13 protein-coding genes and 5 tRNA genes are annotated in these 19616 nt (G+C 36.9%); 2 read left to right on the forward strand and 16 right to left on the reverse strand.

Going from position 1 to position 19616, the window contains the following annotated elements; all coding sequences use genetic code 11:
• Positions 1–3 precede the first annotated feature (3 nt).
• Positions 4–1239, reverse strand: coding sequence for a DNA (cytosine-5-)-methyltransferase (gene dcm / locus JNL75_03340; protein ID MBL7788854.1), 1236 nt, complete (start codon positions 1237–1239; stop codon positions 4–6).
• A gap of 199 nt (positions 1240–1438) precedes the next feature.
• A complete protein-coding gene (locus JNL75_03345; protein ID MBL7788855.1) occupies positions 1439–2743 on the reverse strand; it encodes a serine hydrolase in 1305 nt (434 codons plus the stop codon).
• 183 nt (positions 2744–2926) lie between these two features.
• Here JNL75_03345 and JNL75_03350 point away from each other — a divergent pair, with 183 nt between their 5' ends.
• Positions 2927–4405, forward strand: coding sequence for an NAD(P)/FAD-dependent oxidoreductase (locus JNL75_03350; protein ID MBL7788856.1), 1479 nt, complete (start codon positions 2927–2929; stop codon positions 4403–4405).
• 203 nt (positions 4406–4608) lie between these two features.
• On the opposite strand, the gene rpoC is transcribed toward JNL75_03350, so the two are convergent.
• The 14 genes from rpoC to JNL75_03420 form a co-directional block, all read right to left on the reverse strand.
• A complete protein-coding gene (gene rpoC / locus JNL75_03355) occupies positions 4609–8904 on the reverse strand; it encodes a DNA-directed RNA polymerase subunit beta' (GenBank protein ID MBL7788857.1) in 4296 nt (1431 codons plus the stop codon).
• Positions 8905–9023: 119 nt separating this feature from the next.
• A complete protein-coding gene (rpoB, locus tag JNL75_03360) occupies positions 9024–12830 on the reverse strand; it encodes a DNA-directed RNA polymerase subunit beta (protein ID MBL7788858.1) in 3807 nt (1268 codons plus the stop codon).
• Between the two features lie 158 nt (positions 12831–12988).
• Entirely contained in the window at positions 12989–13363 is a 375-nt protein-coding gene (rplL, locus tag JNL75_03365) for a 50S ribosomal protein L7/L12 (protein ID MBL7788859.1), read from the reverse strand.
• A 50-nt stretch (positions 13364–13413) separates the two neighbouring features.
• Entirely contained in the window at positions 13414–13938 is a 525-nt protein-coding gene (locus JNL75_03370; GenBank protein ID MBL7788860.1) for a 50S ribosomal protein L10, read from the reverse strand.
• Between the two features lie 2 nt (positions 13939–13940).
• Positions 13941–14639 carry a 50S ribosomal protein L1 gene (locus JNL75_03375; GenBank protein ID MBL7788861.1) on the reverse strand — a complete coding sequence of 233 codons (699 nt, stop codon included), beginning with the start codon at positions 14637–14639 and terminating at the stop codon, positions 13941–13943.
• Positions 14640–14688: 49 nt separating this feature from the next.
• Entirely contained in the window at positions 14689–15135 is a 447-nt protein-coding gene (rplK, locus tag JNL75_03380; protein ID MBL7788862.1) for a 50S ribosomal protein L11, read from the reverse strand.
• A gap of 111 nt (positions 15136–15246) precedes the next feature.
• Entirely contained in the window at positions 15247–15792 is a 546-nt protein-coding gene (gene nusG, locus JNL75_03385) for a transcription termination/antitermination factor NusG (GenBank protein MBL7788863.1), read from the reverse strand.
• A 24-nt stretch (positions 15793–15816) separates the two neighbouring features.
• The gene (gene secE / locus JNL75_03390; protein MBL7788864.1) at positions 15817–16011 is read right to left on the reverse strand and encodes a preprotein translocase subunit SecE; all 195 of its coding nucleotides are present in this window, start codon (positions 16009–16011) and stop codon (positions 15817–15819) included.
• A gap of 23 nt (positions 16012–16034) precedes the next feature.
• A tRNA-Trp gene (locus tag JNL75_03395) sits at positions 16035–16110 on the reverse strand.
• Between the two features lie 57 nt (positions 16111–16167).
• Positions 16168–17364, reverse strand: coding sequence for an elongation factor Tu (tuf, locus tag JNL75_03400; protein MBL7788865.1), 1197 nt, complete (start codon positions 17362–17364; stop codon positions 16168–16170).
• Between the two features lie 105 nt (positions 17365–17469).
• Positions 17470–17541, reverse strand: a tRNA-Thr gene (locus tag JNL75_03405).
• A 91-nt stretch (positions 17542–17632) separates the two neighbouring features.
• Positions 17633–17705, reverse strand: a tRNA-Gly gene (locus JNL75_03410).
• A gap of 30 nt (positions 17706–17735) precedes the next feature.
• Positions 17736–17819 (reverse strand) — tRNA-Tyr (locus tag JNL75_03415).
• 31 nt (positions 17820–17850) lie between these two features.
• Positions 17851–17923: transfer RNA gene (locus JNL75_03420), tRNA-Thr, on the reverse strand.
• A 519-nt stretch (positions 17924–18442) separates the two neighbouring features.
• Between JNL75_03420 and JNL75_03425 the strand changes: the two genes are divergently transcribed.
• The gene (locus tag JNL75_03425) at positions 18443–19309 is read left to right on the forward strand and encodes a hypothetical protein (protein MBL7788866.1); all 867 of its coding nucleotides are present in this window, start codon (positions 18443–18445) and stop codon (positions 19307–19309) included.
• Positions 19310–19616: the final 307 nt, after the last annotated feature.

Below are 19616 nucleotides of genomic sequence, written 5' to 3' on the forward strand. Positions count from 1 at the left end.
CAGTTAACTCATAGAATATCGTGAATAATACTGGTTTAAAAATTTAACTATTGAATAGCCGACCTCTGCCCCTAAACTAACTGGAACAGCATTCCCTATTTGTTTATATTGTTGAGCTAAAGAGCCTTCAAAAGACCAATCATCTGGAAATGTTTGTATTCTAGCATACTCTCTAACAGTGAAAGGTCTTGTTTCTTCAGGATGACATCGTTCTGTTTGTTTTTGAGCTGGACTACAAGTAAGAGTAAGACAAGGCTCATCCCAACCAATTCTCCTAGCGATACCAGTTTTACCCCCACCTAAATAAAAACTCCCACCCATAAATTTTTTTTGAATATCAATTGGCAAATCTCGCCAATATCCTTTTTGCGGAACCAAGTCTAAAATAACTTTCTTACTTTGAGGATATTTTACGCCGGGTGATTTTGGAACATTGGTATTATATAATTCCCCTTTTTTTAATGCATCCTTCAAACAATAAATTTTACTATGAGGTTTAGGATATTCGTATTGAATACTAATATCCTTTCTAATTCCAACTAATATCAATCTTTCTCTTTTTTGAGGAACTTTATAATTTATTGCTTTTAAAACTTGGACAGGAACAATTTTATATCCAATCTCATTTAAAATTGAAATCATTCCTTCCAATGTTTTTCCATTTTCGTGACTTAACAACCCTCTAACATTTTCTCCAATACAAATTAGTGGATTTACTTCTTTAACGACCCTTGCAAACTCATAAAACAAAGTCCCTCTAGCATCAGCAAGTCCTAACTTTTTTCCAGCATAACTAAACGCTTGACACGGAAATCCACCTGTAACAACATCAACTTTATTATAATATTCTGAAAAATTATAGTCCTTTATGTCACCTTCTAAAACATTCCAATTTGGTCTGTTTTTTCTCAATGTTTGACATGCCCATTTATCAATTTCATTTAAAGCTACACATTTAAATCCAGCTTTTTCCATTCCAACTGCTAGACCTCCAGCACCTGCAAAAAGTTCTAAGACAGAGTATTCATTAAGCGGTTTTTCAAAGTTTGAAATATGTTCATTTTCAGAGTTTACGAAATCTGAAAAAAGCACTTCAACTTCTTTTCGTTTATACACTCTGTAATTACTCATAGGCTCTCTAACTGCAGTTAGCTTCCCCTCTCTATCCCAACGTCTAAGGGTTTCCTTACTTTTTCCAATTAGTTCAGATACCTCTGATAATGACAAATATTCTTTCATAACCAAGTTGTTTAACCTTACACAATGGTTACAAATTTATATAATTAATAATAAATCAAGTGAAAAAAATTGCTAGGTATTGGTCACTTAGAAAGCTAGAGCTAACTTTGTGAATTTGCAATTCTATAAAATAAAAATAAAAGGAGTCCTTTTTACTAATTCTAGTTCTTAAAAACTATGATTCTTAATGTTTTTATGGCTAGAACTCTCCTCTCTTCTCAAACCTCTTTCTTTTCGTCGCCAAACTATTCTCATCAATCAATTCTAGAAAATAAATTCCAGAAGTTAAGTATTGAACATCAATGTAAATAGAAGCTCGACCATGCATGATTATTTGTCCGTAAATGTTTGTGATGTGAAAATTTGAAAACATAGTTTCCGAACTCAATTGAATATAGTTTGAGCATGGATTGGGAAATATAGTTATTTCACTATTATTATGGGCGATAGATGCATTTGTGCTGCATATCACCTGCTTCAATCTCTTCCATATTTCGTTATTAAAATCATTGGGCACATTCGATGTCGTCCACATATTTCCCATACGAATCATGACGAGATTTTGTGAAGGAATGACATTGATAATTTGACCATTTTTTCCTAAGGCCGCAAACATTTCTGCTGGAGCATCAGGGCAGAGTTGTCCGTTGAAAACTGTTTGCAAGCTCGGTAGCATAAAACTTTCTTTGCCATTGAGCCACGTGAGATAGCCATAAGATTTATTCAAAGACTGACTGGATGTAGTCATAGATTTGAAATAGTTGGAATCCTTTAATAAATCCGTACCATTCCATACACCTTTATTCATAAGAAGCAAACCGAATCTGGCAAAACTTCGCGGTGTGCTATAATACACATTATTAAATCCTGACTTGAAGAATAAGCCAGTCATACCTGTAGTAGTTTTTATTTTGGAATTGACAAAAGTATTTAAATTCTGTCCGGTAGCTGATTCAATGACACTATCTAACAGCGTATAAGGGGCATTGTGATATGACCATCTTGTTCCAGCATCGGCTTTATATTGCAAACAAAATTTATTCGTACAATCGAAAAATGCTCCTGAATCAATCATACCCGAAGTCATTGTTAATTGATGCCAGATAGTCACCTTATCTTCTTGGGCTTGAGTCATACTCGTCCAGCCTTTGCCGAGATATTTGGAGGTCATATCTGTTAGTTTCAACTTGCCTTCTTGATTCGCAATCCCTATGCAGAACGCAGTCAAAGTCTTGCCAGCACTGGCCCAGTACCAGGCGCTATCTTTAGTGAAGGTTCCGAAGTATTTTTCTAAGACAATCTTTCCATTCTTCAATACAATAAAAGCTTTTGAATTATTGCTGTCGAGAAATGAATAGAGCGGGGTAATCTTATCCGTGCACCATCCAAGAGACTGTGGAGATATGGTATCCCATTGACTACCAATTGTAGGCGGGAAATAGGTTTGTCCCTGAATGGAAGAACTTATAAATAGTGCTATAAATATAAAGTAGAGACGAATCATAATGCTAAGATAAGTAGAATTGTAAAGCTGATTGAAGTATTTGATATTAAAATCATACGTTTGTTTAAATATAGGTTTTGATAGCTTATTTGACTATTCCAAGCCCTATGAATGAAATACTAATTTATCTAAAAACTTCTATGTTTCCCAATTATTTCTGCAAATTTGTGATGAGAAGACATTATGATAAAAAAAATAGCAATTATTGGTGCAGGTCCTGCAGGACTTACTGCAGCTTATCTTTTAGGCAAAGCCAATCAAGAAGTAACAATTTTTGAAAAAAGCTCGCAGTATGTAGGGGGAATTTCTAGAACTGAGACCTATAAAGGCTACGCATTCGATATAGGCGGTCATCGTTTTTTTTCTAAAAGTAAGGAAGTAGAAGATTTTTGGACAGAGATTTTAGGTGATGAATTGATGGAGCGTCCGCGCAGTTCGAGGATATATTACAATAATAATTTCTTTTCATACCCACTCATCGCCAAAGAGGCTTTAATGAAATTAGGGCTAATAGAGAGCGTTTGGTGTGTCTTTAGCTATCTCAAGTTTAAATTATTCCCAATAAAGCATCCAGCCAATTTTGAAGAATGGGTCACTAATCAATTTGGCAGCAGGCTCTTTCAGATTTTTTTTAGAACGTATACGGAAAAAGTGTGGGGCATCTCTTGCAAGGAAATTTCTGCAGACTGGGCCGCCCAGCGCATAAAAGGCTTATCTCTGAGTAGTGCCATCTGGAATGCTATTTTTCTATCTAAAAAAACGAATGATAATACTAAAGTTATAAAAACCTTAATTGACTCCTTTCGATATCCAAAGAGAGGTCCAGGACAATTATGGGAGACTTGTCGCGACAAGTGCTTAGATATGGGTATCAAACTAGAAATGGATACTGAAATTACGGGACTCGATTATAACAACCTAAAGTGGAATATTAAAACATTAACAGGTAATTCATTTGAAGGATTTGATTATGTCTTATCTTCGGCACCCATTCGAGAAATCATTCCTAATATAACACCGTCAATGAACACCGAAGTAATAGAAGCTGCACACAATCTTAATTACCGAGATTTTCTAGTAGTCATACTTATTTGCCAAGATGATGATGCGTTCAATGATAACTGGATATACATCCATGAACCGAATGTCAAAGTTGGTCGTATCCAAAATTTCAAAAGTTGGAGCCCATTTATGGTACCTGATTCAACGACAGCGTGCTATGGTCTAGAGTATTTTTGTTTTGAAGGGGATGGTTTGTGGAACAGTAAGGATGAGGAGTTAATAGATTTAGCTTCGAAGGAAATGATACAAATTGGTTTAGCAAGTAAGTCAGCCATTATTGACGGCTATGTAGTTCGTCAACAAAAAGCCTACCCTGTTTATGACCATGATTATAGAAATCACATAAATGTTATTCGTGCAGCACTTAATCAATTTTCGGGGATTTATCTGATAGGACGCAATGGTATGCACAAATATAACAACCAAGATCATAGCATGATGACAGCTATGCTGGCTGTCAAAAATATTCTGGCAGGGGAAGATATTTATGACCTATGGAATGTCAATGAAGATGCGGAATATCATGAAAGCGAAACCATAGGAAAATCTAAAGATGGGAATATCGTTGGGCGTTCGGTTCCGGAAAAGTTATACCAATAGCGGTTTTAAAATGGTCCAATCCATTTTAAAACCTTGCTATGGTAAATGCCGTAGCTGTATTTGTTTAGTGCAATGAGCCATGCGACATTGGACTATTACTAATACGCTTACGGTATTATATCAAGGCTAATTTTTTATTACATACAAAAAAGCGAGTGACAATAAACATCACTCGCTTTTATTACTTAGAATTATAACAAATGCTAAGCCTCTGAATTGATTCTTTTATTGACGAATATATTATCAAATTTACGGAAACCAGTACCAGCTGGAATTGGTTGACCGACGATAACATTCTCCTTCAATCCTATAAGATCGTCTCTTCTAGCCGAAATAGAAGCCATAGAAAGTACTTTCGTCGTCTCCTGGAATGAAGCCGCCGATATCCAGCTCTCTCTACCGAATGAAGTTTTTGTAATACCCTCAAGTAATGGAGAAGCAGTAGCAGCTACAGCATCTCTTACCTCTATGGTTTTCTTATCATTTCTCTTTAACAGAGAATTTTCTTCACGTTGCTGTCTGATTGTAATAATTTGACCTTTCTTATACCTCTCACTATCTCCGTTGTCTACGACTACTTTCTTATCAAAAATATTATCATTTTCTGCTAAGAAATCAAACTTATTTACAGACTCTCCTTCTAAGAAAGAAGTATCACCCGGATCATCAACTAGAACTTTAGACATCATTTGACGAACGATTGTTTCGATATGTTTATCGTTAATTTTTACCGATTGTCTTTGATATACCTCTTGAACTTCATTTACTAAGTAGGACTGCACAGCAAACACACCTTTGATTCTTAAAATATCATCTAAGGCAATATTTCCATCAGATAATGGAGTACCAGAACGCACATAATCTTGTTCTTGGACAAGGATTTGACTAGATAGTGGTACAAGATACTTTCTTGGTTCTCCTGATACTGGAGTTACTATGATTTCTCTATTACCTCTTTTTATACCTCCAAAGGTTACTACACCATCCACCTCTGCTACCTTTGCAGGATTCAATGGATTTCTAGCCTCAAATAACTCGGTAACTCGAGGTAGACCACCTGTGATATCACCAGACTTACCTACGTTTCTAGGTATTTTTGCGAGAATTGTTCCAGCCTTTATCTTTTGTTTATTATCGACATTTAAACTAGCGCCTACTGGTAAGTTATATGTCTTATTCTCTTTGCCTTTAATAATAATGGTAGGTGAAATAGCCTTATTTCTTGATTCGATAATAAATTTCTCTACATTGCCTGTTTGCTCTACGATCTCTTCTCTATAGGTTACGTTATTGACAATGCTATCATACTCGACTATACCATCTTGTTCTGAGATAATGAGGTTGTTAAATGGGTCCCAAGTACAGACTATTGTTTCCTTGCCTACTTTTTGACCATCCTTTATATCCAATATGGCACCGTAAGGTATGTAAGCACTTTGCAGGACTTTATCTTCTGCACTATTCATCAATCTCATCTCACCTGTACGTCCAATGACGACATTCTTTTTCTCACCGCTGACTTCTGACTCGATAAAACGAACACTATCTAAACGAATGATACCTTCGTGTCTTGTTTTAATTTCATTGACGGTATTAGATAGAGAGGCGATACCCCCTGTGTGGAAGGTACGTAGAGTCAACTGTGTACCTGGTTCCCCGATGGACTGGGCAGCGATCACACCGACGGCGTCTCCTATCTCACTCATTCTATTCGTAGCTAAATTTCTACCATAACATCTGACACAAACTCCATGAGATGATTCACATGTAAGGACGGAACGAATTTCTATACTTTCAATCTCTGCTGCTTCTATCTTATCCGCTATAGCCTTTGTGATTTCTTGTCCTGCATTAACCAATAATTCATCTGTCTCTGGATGGAATACATTGTGTAAAGAAGTTCTACCTACGATTCTTTCGCCCAATGGTTCAACCACAACACCTTCTTTCATAAGGGCTGTCGTCTCTATACCCCTCAAGGTACCACAATCTTCTTCATAAATAACAACAGACTGAGCTACATCGACTAATCTTCTTGTCAAATATCCAGCATCCGCAGTTTTCAAAGCCGTATCCGCAAGACCTTTTCTAGCACCATGCGTAGAGATAAAGTATTCCCAAGCTGAAAGTCCTTCTTTCAATGAAGATAAAATCGGGTTTTCTACAACGTCCTGCTCACCAGTCACACCTGATTTCTTAGGCTTGTTCATTAGACCCCGTACACCACCCAGCTGCTTGATCTGAGCACGAGAACCTCTCGCACCGGAGTCCAGCATCATATAGATAGAGTTAAATCCTCCTTTATCTTTCTTTAATCTATTCATAAGATCCATGGTGATATTTCTATCCATTTTCTCCCATGTATCTACAACCTGATTGTATCTTTCTCTTTCTGTAATATGACCTTCGTTATGAAGTCCGTTGATTTCTGAAACTTGTTCCTTAGCAATGTCTACTTGTTTCTTCTTAATCTCCGGAGTCAATACATCCTCTAAGTTGAATGATAATCCACCTTTAAAGGCCATTGTAAATCCGAGATTTTTGATATCATCCAAAAACATGGCTGTGCGCTTAACACTTGTTTTTTCAATAATATTCGAAATGATATCTTTTAACGCTTTCTTAGAAAGTAACTGATTGATAAATCCGACTTCTTCTGGAACGTACTGATTTGCAAGTACACGCCCTACTGAAGTTTCAATCAACTTCATTTTCATTTCCCCGTTCTCTTCTACATTCACGCGGCATTTAATAGCAGCATGTAAATCCACCTTACCTTCATTATATGCTATGATAACTTCTTCTATAGAATAGAAAACTTTACCTGAACCTTTGACTGGATTCTCAGGTGTAGACTCTTTAATATTTGTCATATAGTAAAGTCCGAGAACCATGTCCTGAGAAGGAAGTGTTACAGGTGTACCGTTTTGCGGGTTTAGGATATTATGCGAAGAAAGCATCAACAACTGACCTTCTAAAATAGCCTCATTGCTGAGTGGGACGTGCACCGCCATCTGGTCACCGTCAAAGTCCGCGTTGAATGCTGTAGTAACCAATGGGTGCAGTCTGATAGCTTTACCTTCGACTAGTTTAGGCATAAAAGCCTGAATAGATAGTCTATGTAGTGTCGGTGCTCTGTTCAATAAGACAGGGTGACCCTTTAAAATATTTTCTAAGATATCCCAGATAACAGCATCTTTTCTATCTACTAATTTTTTAGCAGATTTTACTGTTCGTACAATACCTCTTTCAATCAATTTTCTAATGATAAATGGCTTAAATAATTCTGCCGCCATATCTTTAGGCAAACCACACTCATGCATTTGAAGTGTAGGTCCTACCACAATAACAGAACGACCCGAATAGTCAACCCTTTTACCCAATAAGTTTTGACGAAAACGACCTTGCTTACCTTTTAATGAATCAGAAATAGATTTTAAGGCTCTTCCTCCTTCTGCTTTTACTGCATTAGATTTTCTAGAATTATCAAACAAGGAATCAACGGCTTCTTGAAGCATTCTCTTTTCATTTCTCAAGATGACCTCTGGTGCTTTAATCTCTACCAATCTCTTCAATCGATTATTTCTTATAATGACCCTTCTATAAAGATCATTCAAATCTGAAGATGCAAATCGACCACCATCCAATGGAACTAGAGGTCTCAATTCAGGAGGTACTACTGGCAACAAACTGATAACAGTCCATTCAGGCCTGTTCTCAATTCTTGTATTCGCCTCTCTGAATGCTTCTACCACACTCAATCTCTTCAAAGCTTCTTGCTTTCTTTGTCTTGAAGATTCTGTCTGAGCCTGATTTCTTAAATCATATGATAAATTATCTAGATCAATAGAAGTCAATAAATCACGAATTGCTTCGCCACCCATCTTAGCGATGAATTTATTAGGGTCCTTATCGTCTAACATATAGTTATTGGATAACTCCGGACTAGACATAGCAGCTAAATATTCCTCCTCAGTCAATAAATCCATTCTTTGATAGCTTCTTACTTCTTGCTCACCTTTCTCGTTTATGACATTGAGTTCACCTTTAGCAGCACCTGCCTGAATCACAACGTATTTCTCATAATAAACGATACTCTCGATATTCTTAGAGCTTACTCCCAATAAGTAACCAATTTTATTTGGCAAGGATCTAAAATACCAAATATGAACTACGGGCACCACCAATTGGATATGACCCATACGCTCTCTTCTTACTTTTTTCTCAGTTACCTCTACACCACATCGATCGCAAATAGTGCCCTTGTAGCGGATTCTTTTATACTTACCGCAATAGCACTCATAATCCTTTACCGGTCCAAATACTTTCTCGCAAAACAAACCATCTCTCTCAGGCTTGTAGGTACGATAGTTAATGGTTTCCGGCTTTGTAACTTCGCCTCTTGATCTTTCCTTAATAGCATCAGGTGATGCCAAGGTAATCGTCAATGATCTAAAGTCATTCTTTACTTGTGCTGTTCCTCTATTGATATATGCCATAATTTTAGTTGACAGTTTATTTAGTTTATTTAGTTTATTTGGTGGTCAGTAGTCAGTTAAAAGATATCAGTTTGTATTAACATACTGAACACATACCTCTAACCACTGATTGCTTCAGTTTAATCAAATCTTAAATCTAGCGCCAAGCCTCTTAATTCATGCGCCAATACATTGAAGGATTCTGGAAGACCGAATTGAGGAATATTATCACCTTTTACAATAGCCTCGTATGCTTTAGCTCTACCAGGAATATCATCGGATTTGATAGTTAACAATTCTCTCAAAATATTTGCGGCACCATAAGCTTCGATAGCCCAAACCTCCATCTCTCCAAAACGCTGACCTCCGAACTGAGCTTTACCACCAAGCGGCTGCTGAGTAATCAATGAGTAAGGACCTGTAGAACGAGCGTGCATTTTATCATCGACCATGTGACTTAATTTCAGCATATAGATAACTCCTACCGTAGTCTTTTGGTCAAAACGATCTCCTGTTTCACCATCATACAAATAGGTAGACCCTAGATGTGGAAGATCTGCTTTCTTCATCCATTCGTCGATTTCCTTAACTGTAGCGCCATCTAATACAGGCGTAGCGAATTTCACTCCTAGTTTTAAACCTGCCCATCCAAGAACAGACTCGTATACCTGACCCAAGTTCATACGTGAAGGTACACCTAGTGGATTCAACACTATATCTAATGGCTCACCGTTTTCTAAGAAAGGCATATCCTCTTCGCGCACTATCTTGGCCACGATACCTTTGTTACCATGACGTCCCGCCAACTTATCACCCACTTTTAATTTTCTCTTCACAGCTAAATGTACTTTAGCTAATTGAAGAACACCATTTGGTAATTCGTCTCCGATAGTAATATTATACTTCTCTCTCTTGTAGTAACCCGTGATTTCATTTAACTTCAAGTTAAAGTTGTGAATCACCTGCTTGACAAGTTCATTCGTCTTTTCATCCGAAGTCCAGTTATTGCCGTCTACATCTTTGTATTCGATATCTGAAAGAACCTTCGCTGTAAATTTAGAGCCTTTAGCTACCACTTCCTCCTTAAAGAAATTCTTTATAGAGTTCGATGTTTTTCCTGCCAACAATTTACCTAACTTATCAAAAAGAACAGTTTTAAGCTTTTTTGAATTAGCCTCAAATTCACTTTCTAAAGTGTCCAAAGCTATTTTCTCCTTTCCTTTTTTCTTTGTCTCCTTATTCGCTCTTGTAAACACTTTTGTATCAATCACGATACCTTCCGCACTTGGTGGAGCTTTTAGTGAAGCATCTTTCACATCGCCCGCCTTATCACCAAATATAGCTCTTAAAAGTTTTTCTTCAGGAGTAGGATCTGTCTCACCTTTAGGAGTAACCTTTCCTACCAAAATATCTCCTTCTTTCACTCTGGCTCCTAATCGAATGATTCCATCTTTTCCAAGATCTTTGGTAGCATCTTCAGAAACATTCGGAATATCTGCAGTAAGCTCTTCTTCGCCTAACTTGGTATCTCTCACCTCCAGATCATACTCTTCTATATGAACAGAAGTAAATATGTCATCCTTCAAAATTCGCTCAGAGATAACGATCGCATCTTCGAAATTGTAACCTTTCCATGGCATGAATGCTACCTTCAAATTCTGTCCGAGTGCTAACTCCCCTTGATTCGTAGCGAAACCTTCGCAAAGTACCTGACCCTTAGTTACTTTTTCTCCTTTCTTTACGATAGGCTTTAGGTTAATACAAGTTCCTTGGTTGGTGCGCTTAAACTTAGGTAGATGATAGGTGGTAATTTCATCATCGAAATTCACTATTTTCTCATCTTCTGTTCTTTCATAAAGTACTTGGATTCTTTCAGAATCTACATATACGACTTCTCCATTTCCTTCTGCGTTTAGAAGATTATTAGAATCCTGAGCTACAATAGCTTCAAATCCAGTACCGACAATCGGCGATTGTGGTTTTAACAAAGGCACTGCCTGTCTTTGCATGTTCGATCCCATCAAGGCTCTGTTTGCATCATCATGCTCTAAAAATGGAATTAAAGAAGCTGAAACACCTACAATTTGATTCGGTGCTACGTCTATATAATCCAGCGCTTCGGGAGTTACCAATGGGAAGTCACCTTGTTCTCTAGCCACGATTGCATCATCCTCGATCTTTCCGCTATCTGAAATGTTTATTTTAGCTTGAGCTATTATTTTTTCATCTTCATCATCAGCAGAGAGATATTCAGCCTTAGCCTTTAAGTCTATTTTCCCATCCTTGACCTTTAAGTAAGGAGTTTCCAAAAATCCTCTATCGTTTACTTTTGCGTATACACATAAAGTTGAAATCAAACCGATATTTGGTCCTTCTGGTGTTTCGATAGTACATAATCTACCATAATGAGAATAGTGAACGTCTCGTACTTCGAAACCTGCACGCTCTCTACTCAAACCTCCAGGGCCTAAAGCAGATACCCTTCTCTTATTCGTAATTTCAGCTAATGGATTTGTCTGGTCTAAGAATTGTGACAACTGTGAAGTACCGAAAAATGAGTTAATCACAGAACTCAAAGAGCGAGAATTAATCAAATCAATCGGAGAGAATACTTCGTTGTCTCTTACATTCATACGTTCGCGAATAGTTCTAGCCATTCTGGATAGACCTAGAGAAAACTGAGCAAACAATTGTTCACCAACTGTTCTTACTCTTCTATTACTCAAGTGATCGATATCATCAATCTCTGCTCTACCATTGACTAATTCTACCATATAGCTCACGATAGCTACGATATCTTTTTTAGTCAAAATTTTGGTTTCCATAGGCACATCTAAATTCAACTTTTGATTGATTTTGAATCGACCTACTTCGCCTAAATCATATCTTCTATCAGAGAAGAATAGTTTATCGATAACATCTCTTGCTGTTTCATCATCTGGAGCCTCTACGCCTCTTAACTGCCTGTAGATGGTATTTAATGCCTCTTTTTCACTGTTTGATGTATCTTTTTGTAACGTATTATAGATAATCGAATAATCTAGAACACTCTCCTCTTTTTGAAGTGTAACTGTTTCAATTTGCGCTTCTATAATTCTATCAGTCATCTCATCTGAGATAATCATATCTCTTTCAAAAATGACCTCATTTCTTTCAATAGAAACAACCTCCCCTGTATCTTCATCTACAAAGTCTTCTACCCATGTTTTGAGTAATCTGGCAGCTAACTTTCTACCCACTAATTTTTTTACATTGGCTTTGGTTACTTTTACCTCATCCGCTATATCAAAAAGATTCAAGATATCTCTATCTGTATCATATCCAATAGCTCTTAGTAGCATGGTTACTGGAAACTTCTTCTTTCTATCAATATATGCATACATCACATTATTGATATCAGTAGCAAATTCCATCCAAGCTCCTTTGAAAGGAATTACTCGTGCAGAATATATGGAGGTACCATTCGGGTGAACGGATTGTCCAAAAAATACGGAAGGAGATCTGTGTAATTGCGTGACTACTACTCTCTCTGCACCGTTTATTATAAATGTACCTTTATCGGTCATGTAAGGGATATTTCCCAAAAAGACATCTTGTACTATTGTTTTAAAATCTACGTGTTCTTCATCATTACATGACAATCTCAACTTAGCTCTCAATGGAACCGAGTATGTAAGACCTCGTTGTATAGACTCTTCTATGGAGTATCTCGGTGGATCAATATGATACTCTAAAAATTCGAGCAAGAAAATATTTCTCGCATCTGAAATAGGGAAATTCTCCTCAAAAACTCTGTATAGTTCTTCCTTATTTCGTAGATCCTGAGTGGTATCTACCTGAAAAAATTCCTTAAAGGACTGTCTTTGTATATCCAATAAATTTGGATATTCTGATTTTACTTTTGCTTTGCCAAAATTGACTCTTACTGCTTTGCTAGCTTGTGGCATATTATTGGGTTGTTTTTTTTTGTCAAAAGTTAGGTTTACATCATAAGTCTTTGACTACACCTTGATGTCATTTTCATAAACGTATTTAGGCCTGTACCATATGATACAAGCCTTATACGATTATTTGTCTAATTTGTCCCTGAGAACCAAGGATCAAATTACTTTAGCTCTACAGTAGCTCCTGCTTCCTCTAGTTGCTTCTTGATGTTTTCTGCATCTGCCTTAGAAGCTTTCTCCTTCACTACACCATTAGCATCTACGATATCTTTAGCTTCTTTCAAACCTAAACCTGTAACGTCTTTAACTACTTTTACTACGTTTAGTTTCGTTCCACCAGCACTTACTAGTACTACGTCAAACTCAGTTTTTTCAGCAGCAGCTGGAGCAGCTCCTCCGCCACCACCAGCCATCATTACTGGTGCAGCAGCAGCTGGCTCTATACCATAATCATTCTTAAGAATGTCTGCTAATTCTTTTACTTCTTTTACAGAAAGGCTTACTAAACTTTCTGCCATTGCTTTTAAATCTGCCATGATTATTAAATTTAAATGTTTATTTTAATTGTTTAAATACTTGATTTGTTTTATTGAGCTTTTTCTTCTAGTGCTTTTACTAGGCTGCCAATCTTGTTGCCAGCATTTCCTTGAAGGGCGCTGATAAGGTTGGTAGCAGGTGATTGTAGAAGTCCGATAATTTCACCGAGCAATTCAGATTTGGATTTCAAGGCAACTAAGTTTTTCAACTCACCATCGCCAATGAATACATCAGAATCTATATAAGCTGCTTTTAATTCAGGCTTAGCATCTTCTCCTCTGAATTCCTTGATAAGCTTAGCTATATCATTCGAATTAGTCGAGAAAAATACTGCTGTAGGGCCATGCAGTACATCATACATAGAATCAGCACTCTTATTGGACTGCTCTAGTGCTTTTTTTATCAATGTGTTCTTAACTACTGAATAGCTAATCCCCTTGTCAAATGCAGCTCTTCTCAATTTAGAGGTTTTGTCTGCTGACAAAGTCGATTCATCTATAAAATAGAAAAAGGTGGCATCGTCAAACTTCTGCTTGAGTGATTCTATTACTTCGCTTTTTTGAGATTTCTTCATAACTAAATACTACTTACAGATTTTGTGTCAATATTAATACCTGGACTCATAGTAGAAGCCATAGAAATAGACTTCATATATGTTCCTTTTGCAGTACTAGGCTTCATCTTTACCAATGTAGAAATAAATTCTTCGGCATTTTGCTTGATTTGCTCAGGAGAGAAAGAAATTCTGCCTATTGAAGAGTGTACGATACCAAATTTATCCACTCTAAAGGCTATTTTTCCTTTCTTTACCTCCTCTACAGCCTTGGCTACGTCTGGTGTAACAGTTCCTGACTTAGGGTTTGGCATCAAGTTACGAGGACCTAATACACGACCAAGTTTGGCAATAGTAGCCATGACATCAGGGGTAGCGATGATCACGTCTATGTCTGTCCATCCTTGCTCGATTTTTGTAATATATTCTTCCAAGCCTACATAGTCTGCTCCTGCTGCTTTAGCATCGGCTTCTTTTTCAGGCTTACAGAATACTAAGACGGATTTAGACTTTCCCGAACCATTTGGAAGCGATACGGTACCTCTCAACGCCTGATCAGCCTTACGAGGGTCTATTCCCAATCTAATGTGTAAATCTACTGATGCGTCAAATTTGGTGGTATTCACCTTTTTGACAAGATTGGAAGCTTCATCAATAGAATATAATTTTGCGCTATCTACTAGCTTATTTATTTCTTTTCTCTTTTTCGTTATACGTGACATACTTTATAGTTTTTCAGTTGATTCAGTTAAATATTTCAGTTGTCAGCAATTAATTATTATCCCATGGAGCTGTTCCTGACACCGTGATACCAAGACTTCTAGCTGTACCTGCTACCATCTTCATAGCAGACTCTACTGTGAAACAGTTGAGGTCTGGCATTTTAGTTTCTGCTATCGTTTTTACCTGATCCCAAGTTACACTTCCTATCTTAAGACGATTACTTTCCTTTGAACCGGTTTTTGCTTTTAAAGCCTCTAATAACAATATCGGAGTAGGTGGGGTTTTAATTACAAAGTCAAATGATTTGTCTTTGTATACCGTTAACACAACAGGTAATACCTTTCCGTTTTGATCTTGTGTTCTTGCGTTGAACTGCTTGCAAAATTCCATAATATTCACACCTTTGGAACCTAGAGCTGGTCCAATAGGTGGTGCTGGATTTGCTTGTCCTCCTTTAACCTGGAGTTTGACGTACGTTTCAATTTCTTTTGCCATTCTTTTTAATTTTTTAGTGGTCAATTGTCTTTTAGAAGGACTCCCACTATGTTAATGATAATATTTAATTTTAATTTATTCTTTCTAGTTGCAAATGTCAGAGTCTAATCTCTAACTAATCTTATCTACTTGACCGAAACTTACCTCTACTGGTTGCTTTCTTCCAAATATCTTTACTACTACTTTTAGCTTTTTCTTTTCTTCATTTACTTCTTCAATAGTTCCAACGAAGTCATTGAAAGGTCCATCAATGATTTTTACCGATTCATTGATAATAAATGGTTCCATCATCGATTCTCCAGCACCTAACACTTCATCCAACTTTCCTAATAATTTTTGGACCTCAGCTGGTCTCAAGGCCTGCGGTTGATTACCTCCTAAAAAATTCATTACACCAGAAATATTCCTAATGGTAGCAAGCATTTCTGGAGTTACAACCTTATCCTCTACTTCTATGTATAGGTAGCCCGGATAGAGTGTCTTATCCTTTATCACTTTTTTCCCGGCTTTTATCTTATACACCTTTTCGGTAGGAACTAATACAGTAGTGATTGCATTCTCCCATTTTGAACGCAGAATTTCAGCATCAATATATCCTTTAATTTTATTTTCTTGACCTGAAACTACTTTTAAGACAAACCACTTTCTATTTTCCATACCTAATTATTTTCTATTCTACGATTAAACACTCTTATAGATAGTATCCAACATTATAAACTCACTAGCCTTATCTAGTATCCAAATGATAACGGTCAAAATAAGCAGTGATACAATAACTATGGTAGTGAATTTTTGTAATTCTGCCATACTGGTCCAAGTCACATTTGACTTTACCTCGTTTATGGACTCTTTGACGTATTCTATTACCTTGTTCATACTCTAGTTTTATTAATATATTTTGGCACGGGCTGCAGGGCTCGAACCCACGACCTAAGGTTTTGGAGACCTTCGCTCTACCAACTGAGCTAAGCCCGTAAAAAATATAATTGTAGGGGCAAGGCATGACCTTGCCCCTACAGTTAATTTAATCAATTATTTAATAATTTCAGTAACCTGACCTGCACCTACTGTTCTACCACCTTCACGGATAGCGAATCTAAGACCCTTCTCAAGAGCTACTGGGTAAATCAATTTTACATTCAATGTCAAGTTATCACCTGGTACCACCATCTCCTTACCTTCAGGTAGAGTGATTTCACCAGTTACGTCTGTAGTTCTCAAATAGAACTGAGGACGATATTTATTAAAGAATGGAGTGTGACGTCCACCTTCTTCTTTTGACAATACGTAAACCTCACACTTGAACTCTGTGTGTGGAGTGATAGATCCTGGCTTACAAATAACCTGACCTCTCTTGATCATTTCTTTGTCGATACCTCTTAATAGAAGACCTACATTCTCACCAGCTTCTCCAATGTCGAGAATTTTTCTAAACATTTCTACACCTGTAACGGTAGAAGTCAATGCTTTTTCACCTTCTTTCTGAAGACCAACGATCTCAACAGACTCACCAGTTTTCACGATACCTCTTTCAATTCTACCTGTAGCCACAGTACCTCTACCTGTAATAGAGAATACGTCTTCTACTGGAAGTAGGAAAGGAAGTTCAGTAGGTCTTGGTGGAACTGGGATATAAGTATCTACTGTAGCCATAAGCTCTTCGATAGCTTTTACGCCTTCTGCATCACCGTTCAATGCTTTCAAAGCAGAGCCTTTGATAACTGGAGTGTTATCTCCATCGTACTTATAAGAAGAAAGCAATTCTCTTACTTCCATTTCTACAAGCTCTAGCATTTCTGGATCGTCCACTAAATCCACTTTGTTTAAGAATACAACAATCTTAGGCACACCTACCTGTCTTGAAAGAAGGATATGCTCTCTTGTTTGCTGCATAGGTCCGTCAGTAGCAGCTATACAAAGAATAGCTCCATCCATCTGAGCAGCACCTGTGATCATATTCTTGATATAATCCGCGTGACCAGGACAGTCTACGTGTGCATAGTGTCTTGACTCAGTTTCATACTCTACGTGAGCAGTGTTGATAGTGATACCTCTCTCTTTTTCTTCTGGTGCAGCATCGATAGAATCATAATCTTTCTTTTCAGCTAGACCTTTATTAGCTAATACAGAAGTAATAGCAGCAGTCAAGGTTGTTTTACCGTGATCTACGTGTCCAATGGTACCGACGTTTACGTGCGGTTTGGTTTTGATAAATTGTTCTTTTGCCATTTTATTGGTTTTTAATTGATTTTTTAATGATGGTTATATTAACGTTTAATTAATAATCTCTTTATTCTCTCACTTATTCATTTTCTCTCTTTGTATAAAATTTTGAGCCAACGATGGGAATTGAACCCACGACCTCTTCCTTACCAAGGAAACGCTCTACCCCTGAGCTACGTCGGCTGATTGCCATCACAATTTACACTACCCCAAATGAAAAGAACCATCTTCTTGAGATGTTTCGTTTATTCCAAAAAAGAGTAGGGAAAAGGTGAGCGGAAGACGAGACTCGAACCCGCGACCCTCAGCTTGGAAGGCTGATGCTCTACCAACTGAGCTACTTCCGCATCTTTGCTGTTCTTAATGATATTGAATTGTGGTGGGTAGTGATGGATTCGAACCACCGAAGCTTTCGCAGCAGATTTACAGTCTGCCCCATTTGGCCACTCTGGTAACTACCCAGTATCTTTATATAAAAATATAAAGAATGAGAGCCGAAGAAGGGACTTGAACCCCCGACCTGCTGATTACAAATCAGCTGCTCTACCAACTGAGCTACTTCGGCCTAAGCCTAGTACGAAAGCATGTTTCGCCTATTTTTTTAAATAAATTCAATATCAAAGAACTAATTAAATACTATCGTTCTCAACTCTTATGAAAACTCCCTTTGTGAAAAAGGTGTGCAAATGTACGGAAAATTATTTTTAATGCAAGTTTTTTTTCAGTCTCGGCAAAGGATATTTTACCAGAAACTAAAATATTAGCCTTTCATTATCGCATAAAAGCACGTTTTGCCCACCTAATCAACTGGATACTAGACCCTTTTGGGTATTCTTGTAAATGTAGAATTTGACTTAAAGTGACTTCCAATTTCTATTTTCATACTAAATTACATTCCGAATATGGAAGCGCAATATGAGTTGAGAAAAGATGTTGAGTATAGTTATAACTTTACAAACTTAGTCACATAACTAAATACCATTTGAATTAAAGTTTGTCTATTGTTTTTTCTTCTATGGAAGGATTGAGTAATTTTTATTTTCAGCAATATTGAGTTAACTTTGTAATTGTAAATTTTTGTTCTATGAAAACAGTTTTATTCTTTACCGCTACAATATTCTCATTTCAACTCGAAGCACAGTTAAAGGTCGATGCGGGCTCAGATTTATACCTCTGTTCTCAATCTTATTTGGCACCTATAAACGCAAGTAGAGGCTACATTGAGCTAGGAGGCAAACCTACAGCAACTGGAGGAGTCGCTCCATACCAATACAAATGGAAATACCTCAAGGATTCTGCAAAAACGTATCTTATCCTCACTTCAGACACCATTCCTAATCCTAGAATAAAATACGGAGATATACCTCAATATCCATTTCAATTGAAAGTAACGGACGCTATTGGGAATATTTCTTTGGATACTATAGTAGTGTATTTTTCAAAATGGATATGTGCGGCAGGTGAACAGTATATGACTAAGAACAAATACGATACGGTCTATATTTCTGCTTCAGGCTGCCAGAGTATTTTCCCACATATAAAATGCACGTGGTCGCCGACTACCTACCTCTTAGATTCTACGAAATGCGTCGCTAGAACCTATACTCCCGTGCAGATGAGGTATGATTATGTCATAACAGATTCTATTGGATGTCAAATGCCCGTATACAAGTGGGTAACTATTTCCAATGCTTCAATAGACGAGCCTAGGATAAACGATATATTTTCACGGTTTGAAAATCCTGTTACAGATCAATCTGTGATTATTCCAAATAATTTACATACTAAAACTTCCTTGACTATATATAACTTAGTTGGTGAAAAAGTCATGGAGGAAGAGCTCAAAGATCCGATTATGATAGGCGCAATTTTGAAAACAAGAGGTGCATATACTGCTATAATTCAATCTCAAAACGCACCGCTATTTGTGTTCAAAATCCTGAGAGAATAATTAAATTTGTAATGTATGCTAAATTGATTCCTGGCAAAACTCAAATTGAATGACTAAATGTTATATACTATCAATCGATATTCCTTAGCCGAGAATTCACTTCTTCAAAATTCTTAAGATTAAATGCTAAATGTAGAGACGCTTGGTTAAGTAAAATTAGAATATGATTAATAAAAGATATTATATTTGTTTATAAAATTAGCAATGATTTAATCTGAGTAGAAGACTATTAACTTTAACTATTCTGTTTTTAATTGGAATAGACAGTTTTTCACAACTATCCAAAATAGATAGTCTTAGAAAATTA

The sequence above is a fragment of the Chitinophagales bacterium genome (assembly GCA_016787225.1).
Classification (GTDB): Bacteria; Bacteroidota; Bacteroidia; order Chitinophagales; family JADJOU01; genus CHPMRC01.

Bases quoted from the DNA above. Each gene is read 5' to 3' on its own strand.
- dcm (MBL7788854.1), bottom strand. From the start codon at position 1,239: ATGAAAGAATATTTGTCATTATCAGAGGTATCTGAACTAATTGGAAAA.
- JNL75_03345 (MBL7788855.1), bottom strand. From the start codon at position 2,743: ATGATTCGTCTCTACTTTATATTTATAGCACTATTTATAAGTTCTTCC.
- JNL75_03350 (MBL7788856.1), top strand. From the start codon at position 2,927: ATGATAAAAAAAATAGCAATTATTGGTGCAGGTCCTGCAGGACTTACT.
- rpoC (MBL7788857.1), bottom strand. From the start codon at position 8,904: ATGGCATATATCAATAGAGGAACAGCACAAGTAAAGAATGACTTTAGA.
- rpoB (MBL7788858.1), bottom strand. From the start codon at position 12,830: ATGCCACAAGCTAGCAAAGCAGTAAGAGTCAATTTTGGCAAAGCAAAA.
- rplL (MBL7788859.1), bottom strand. From the start codon at position 13,363: ATGGCAGATTTAAAAGCAATGGCAGAAAGTTTAGTAAGCCTTTCTGTA.
- JNL75_03370 (MBL7788860.1), bottom strand. From the start codon at position 13,938: ATGAAGAAATCTCAAAAAAGCGAAGTAATAGAATCACTCAAGCAGAAG.
- JNL75_03375 (MBL7788861.1), bottom strand. From the start codon at position 14,639: ATGTCACGTATAACGAAAAAGAGAAAAGAAATAAATAAGCTAGTAGAT.
- rplK (MBL7788862.1), bottom strand. From the start codon at position 15,135: ATGGCAAAAGAAATTGAAACGTACGTCAAACTCCAGGTTAAAGGAGGA.
- nusG (MBL7788863.1), bottom strand. From the start codon at position 15,792: ATGGAAAATAGAAAGTGGTTTGTCTTAAAAGTAGTTTCAGGTCAAGAA.
- secE (MBL7788864.1), bottom strand. From the start codon at position 16,011: ATGAACAAGGTAATAGAATACGTCAAAGAGTCCATAAACGAGGTAAAG.
- tuf (MBL7788865.1), bottom strand. From the start codon at position 17,364: ATGGCAAAAGAACAATTTATCAAAACCAAACCGCACGTAAACGTCGGT.
- JNL75_03425 (MBL7788866.1), top strand. From the start codon at position 18,443: ATGAAAACAGTTTTATTCTTTACCGCTACAATATTCTCATTTCAACTC.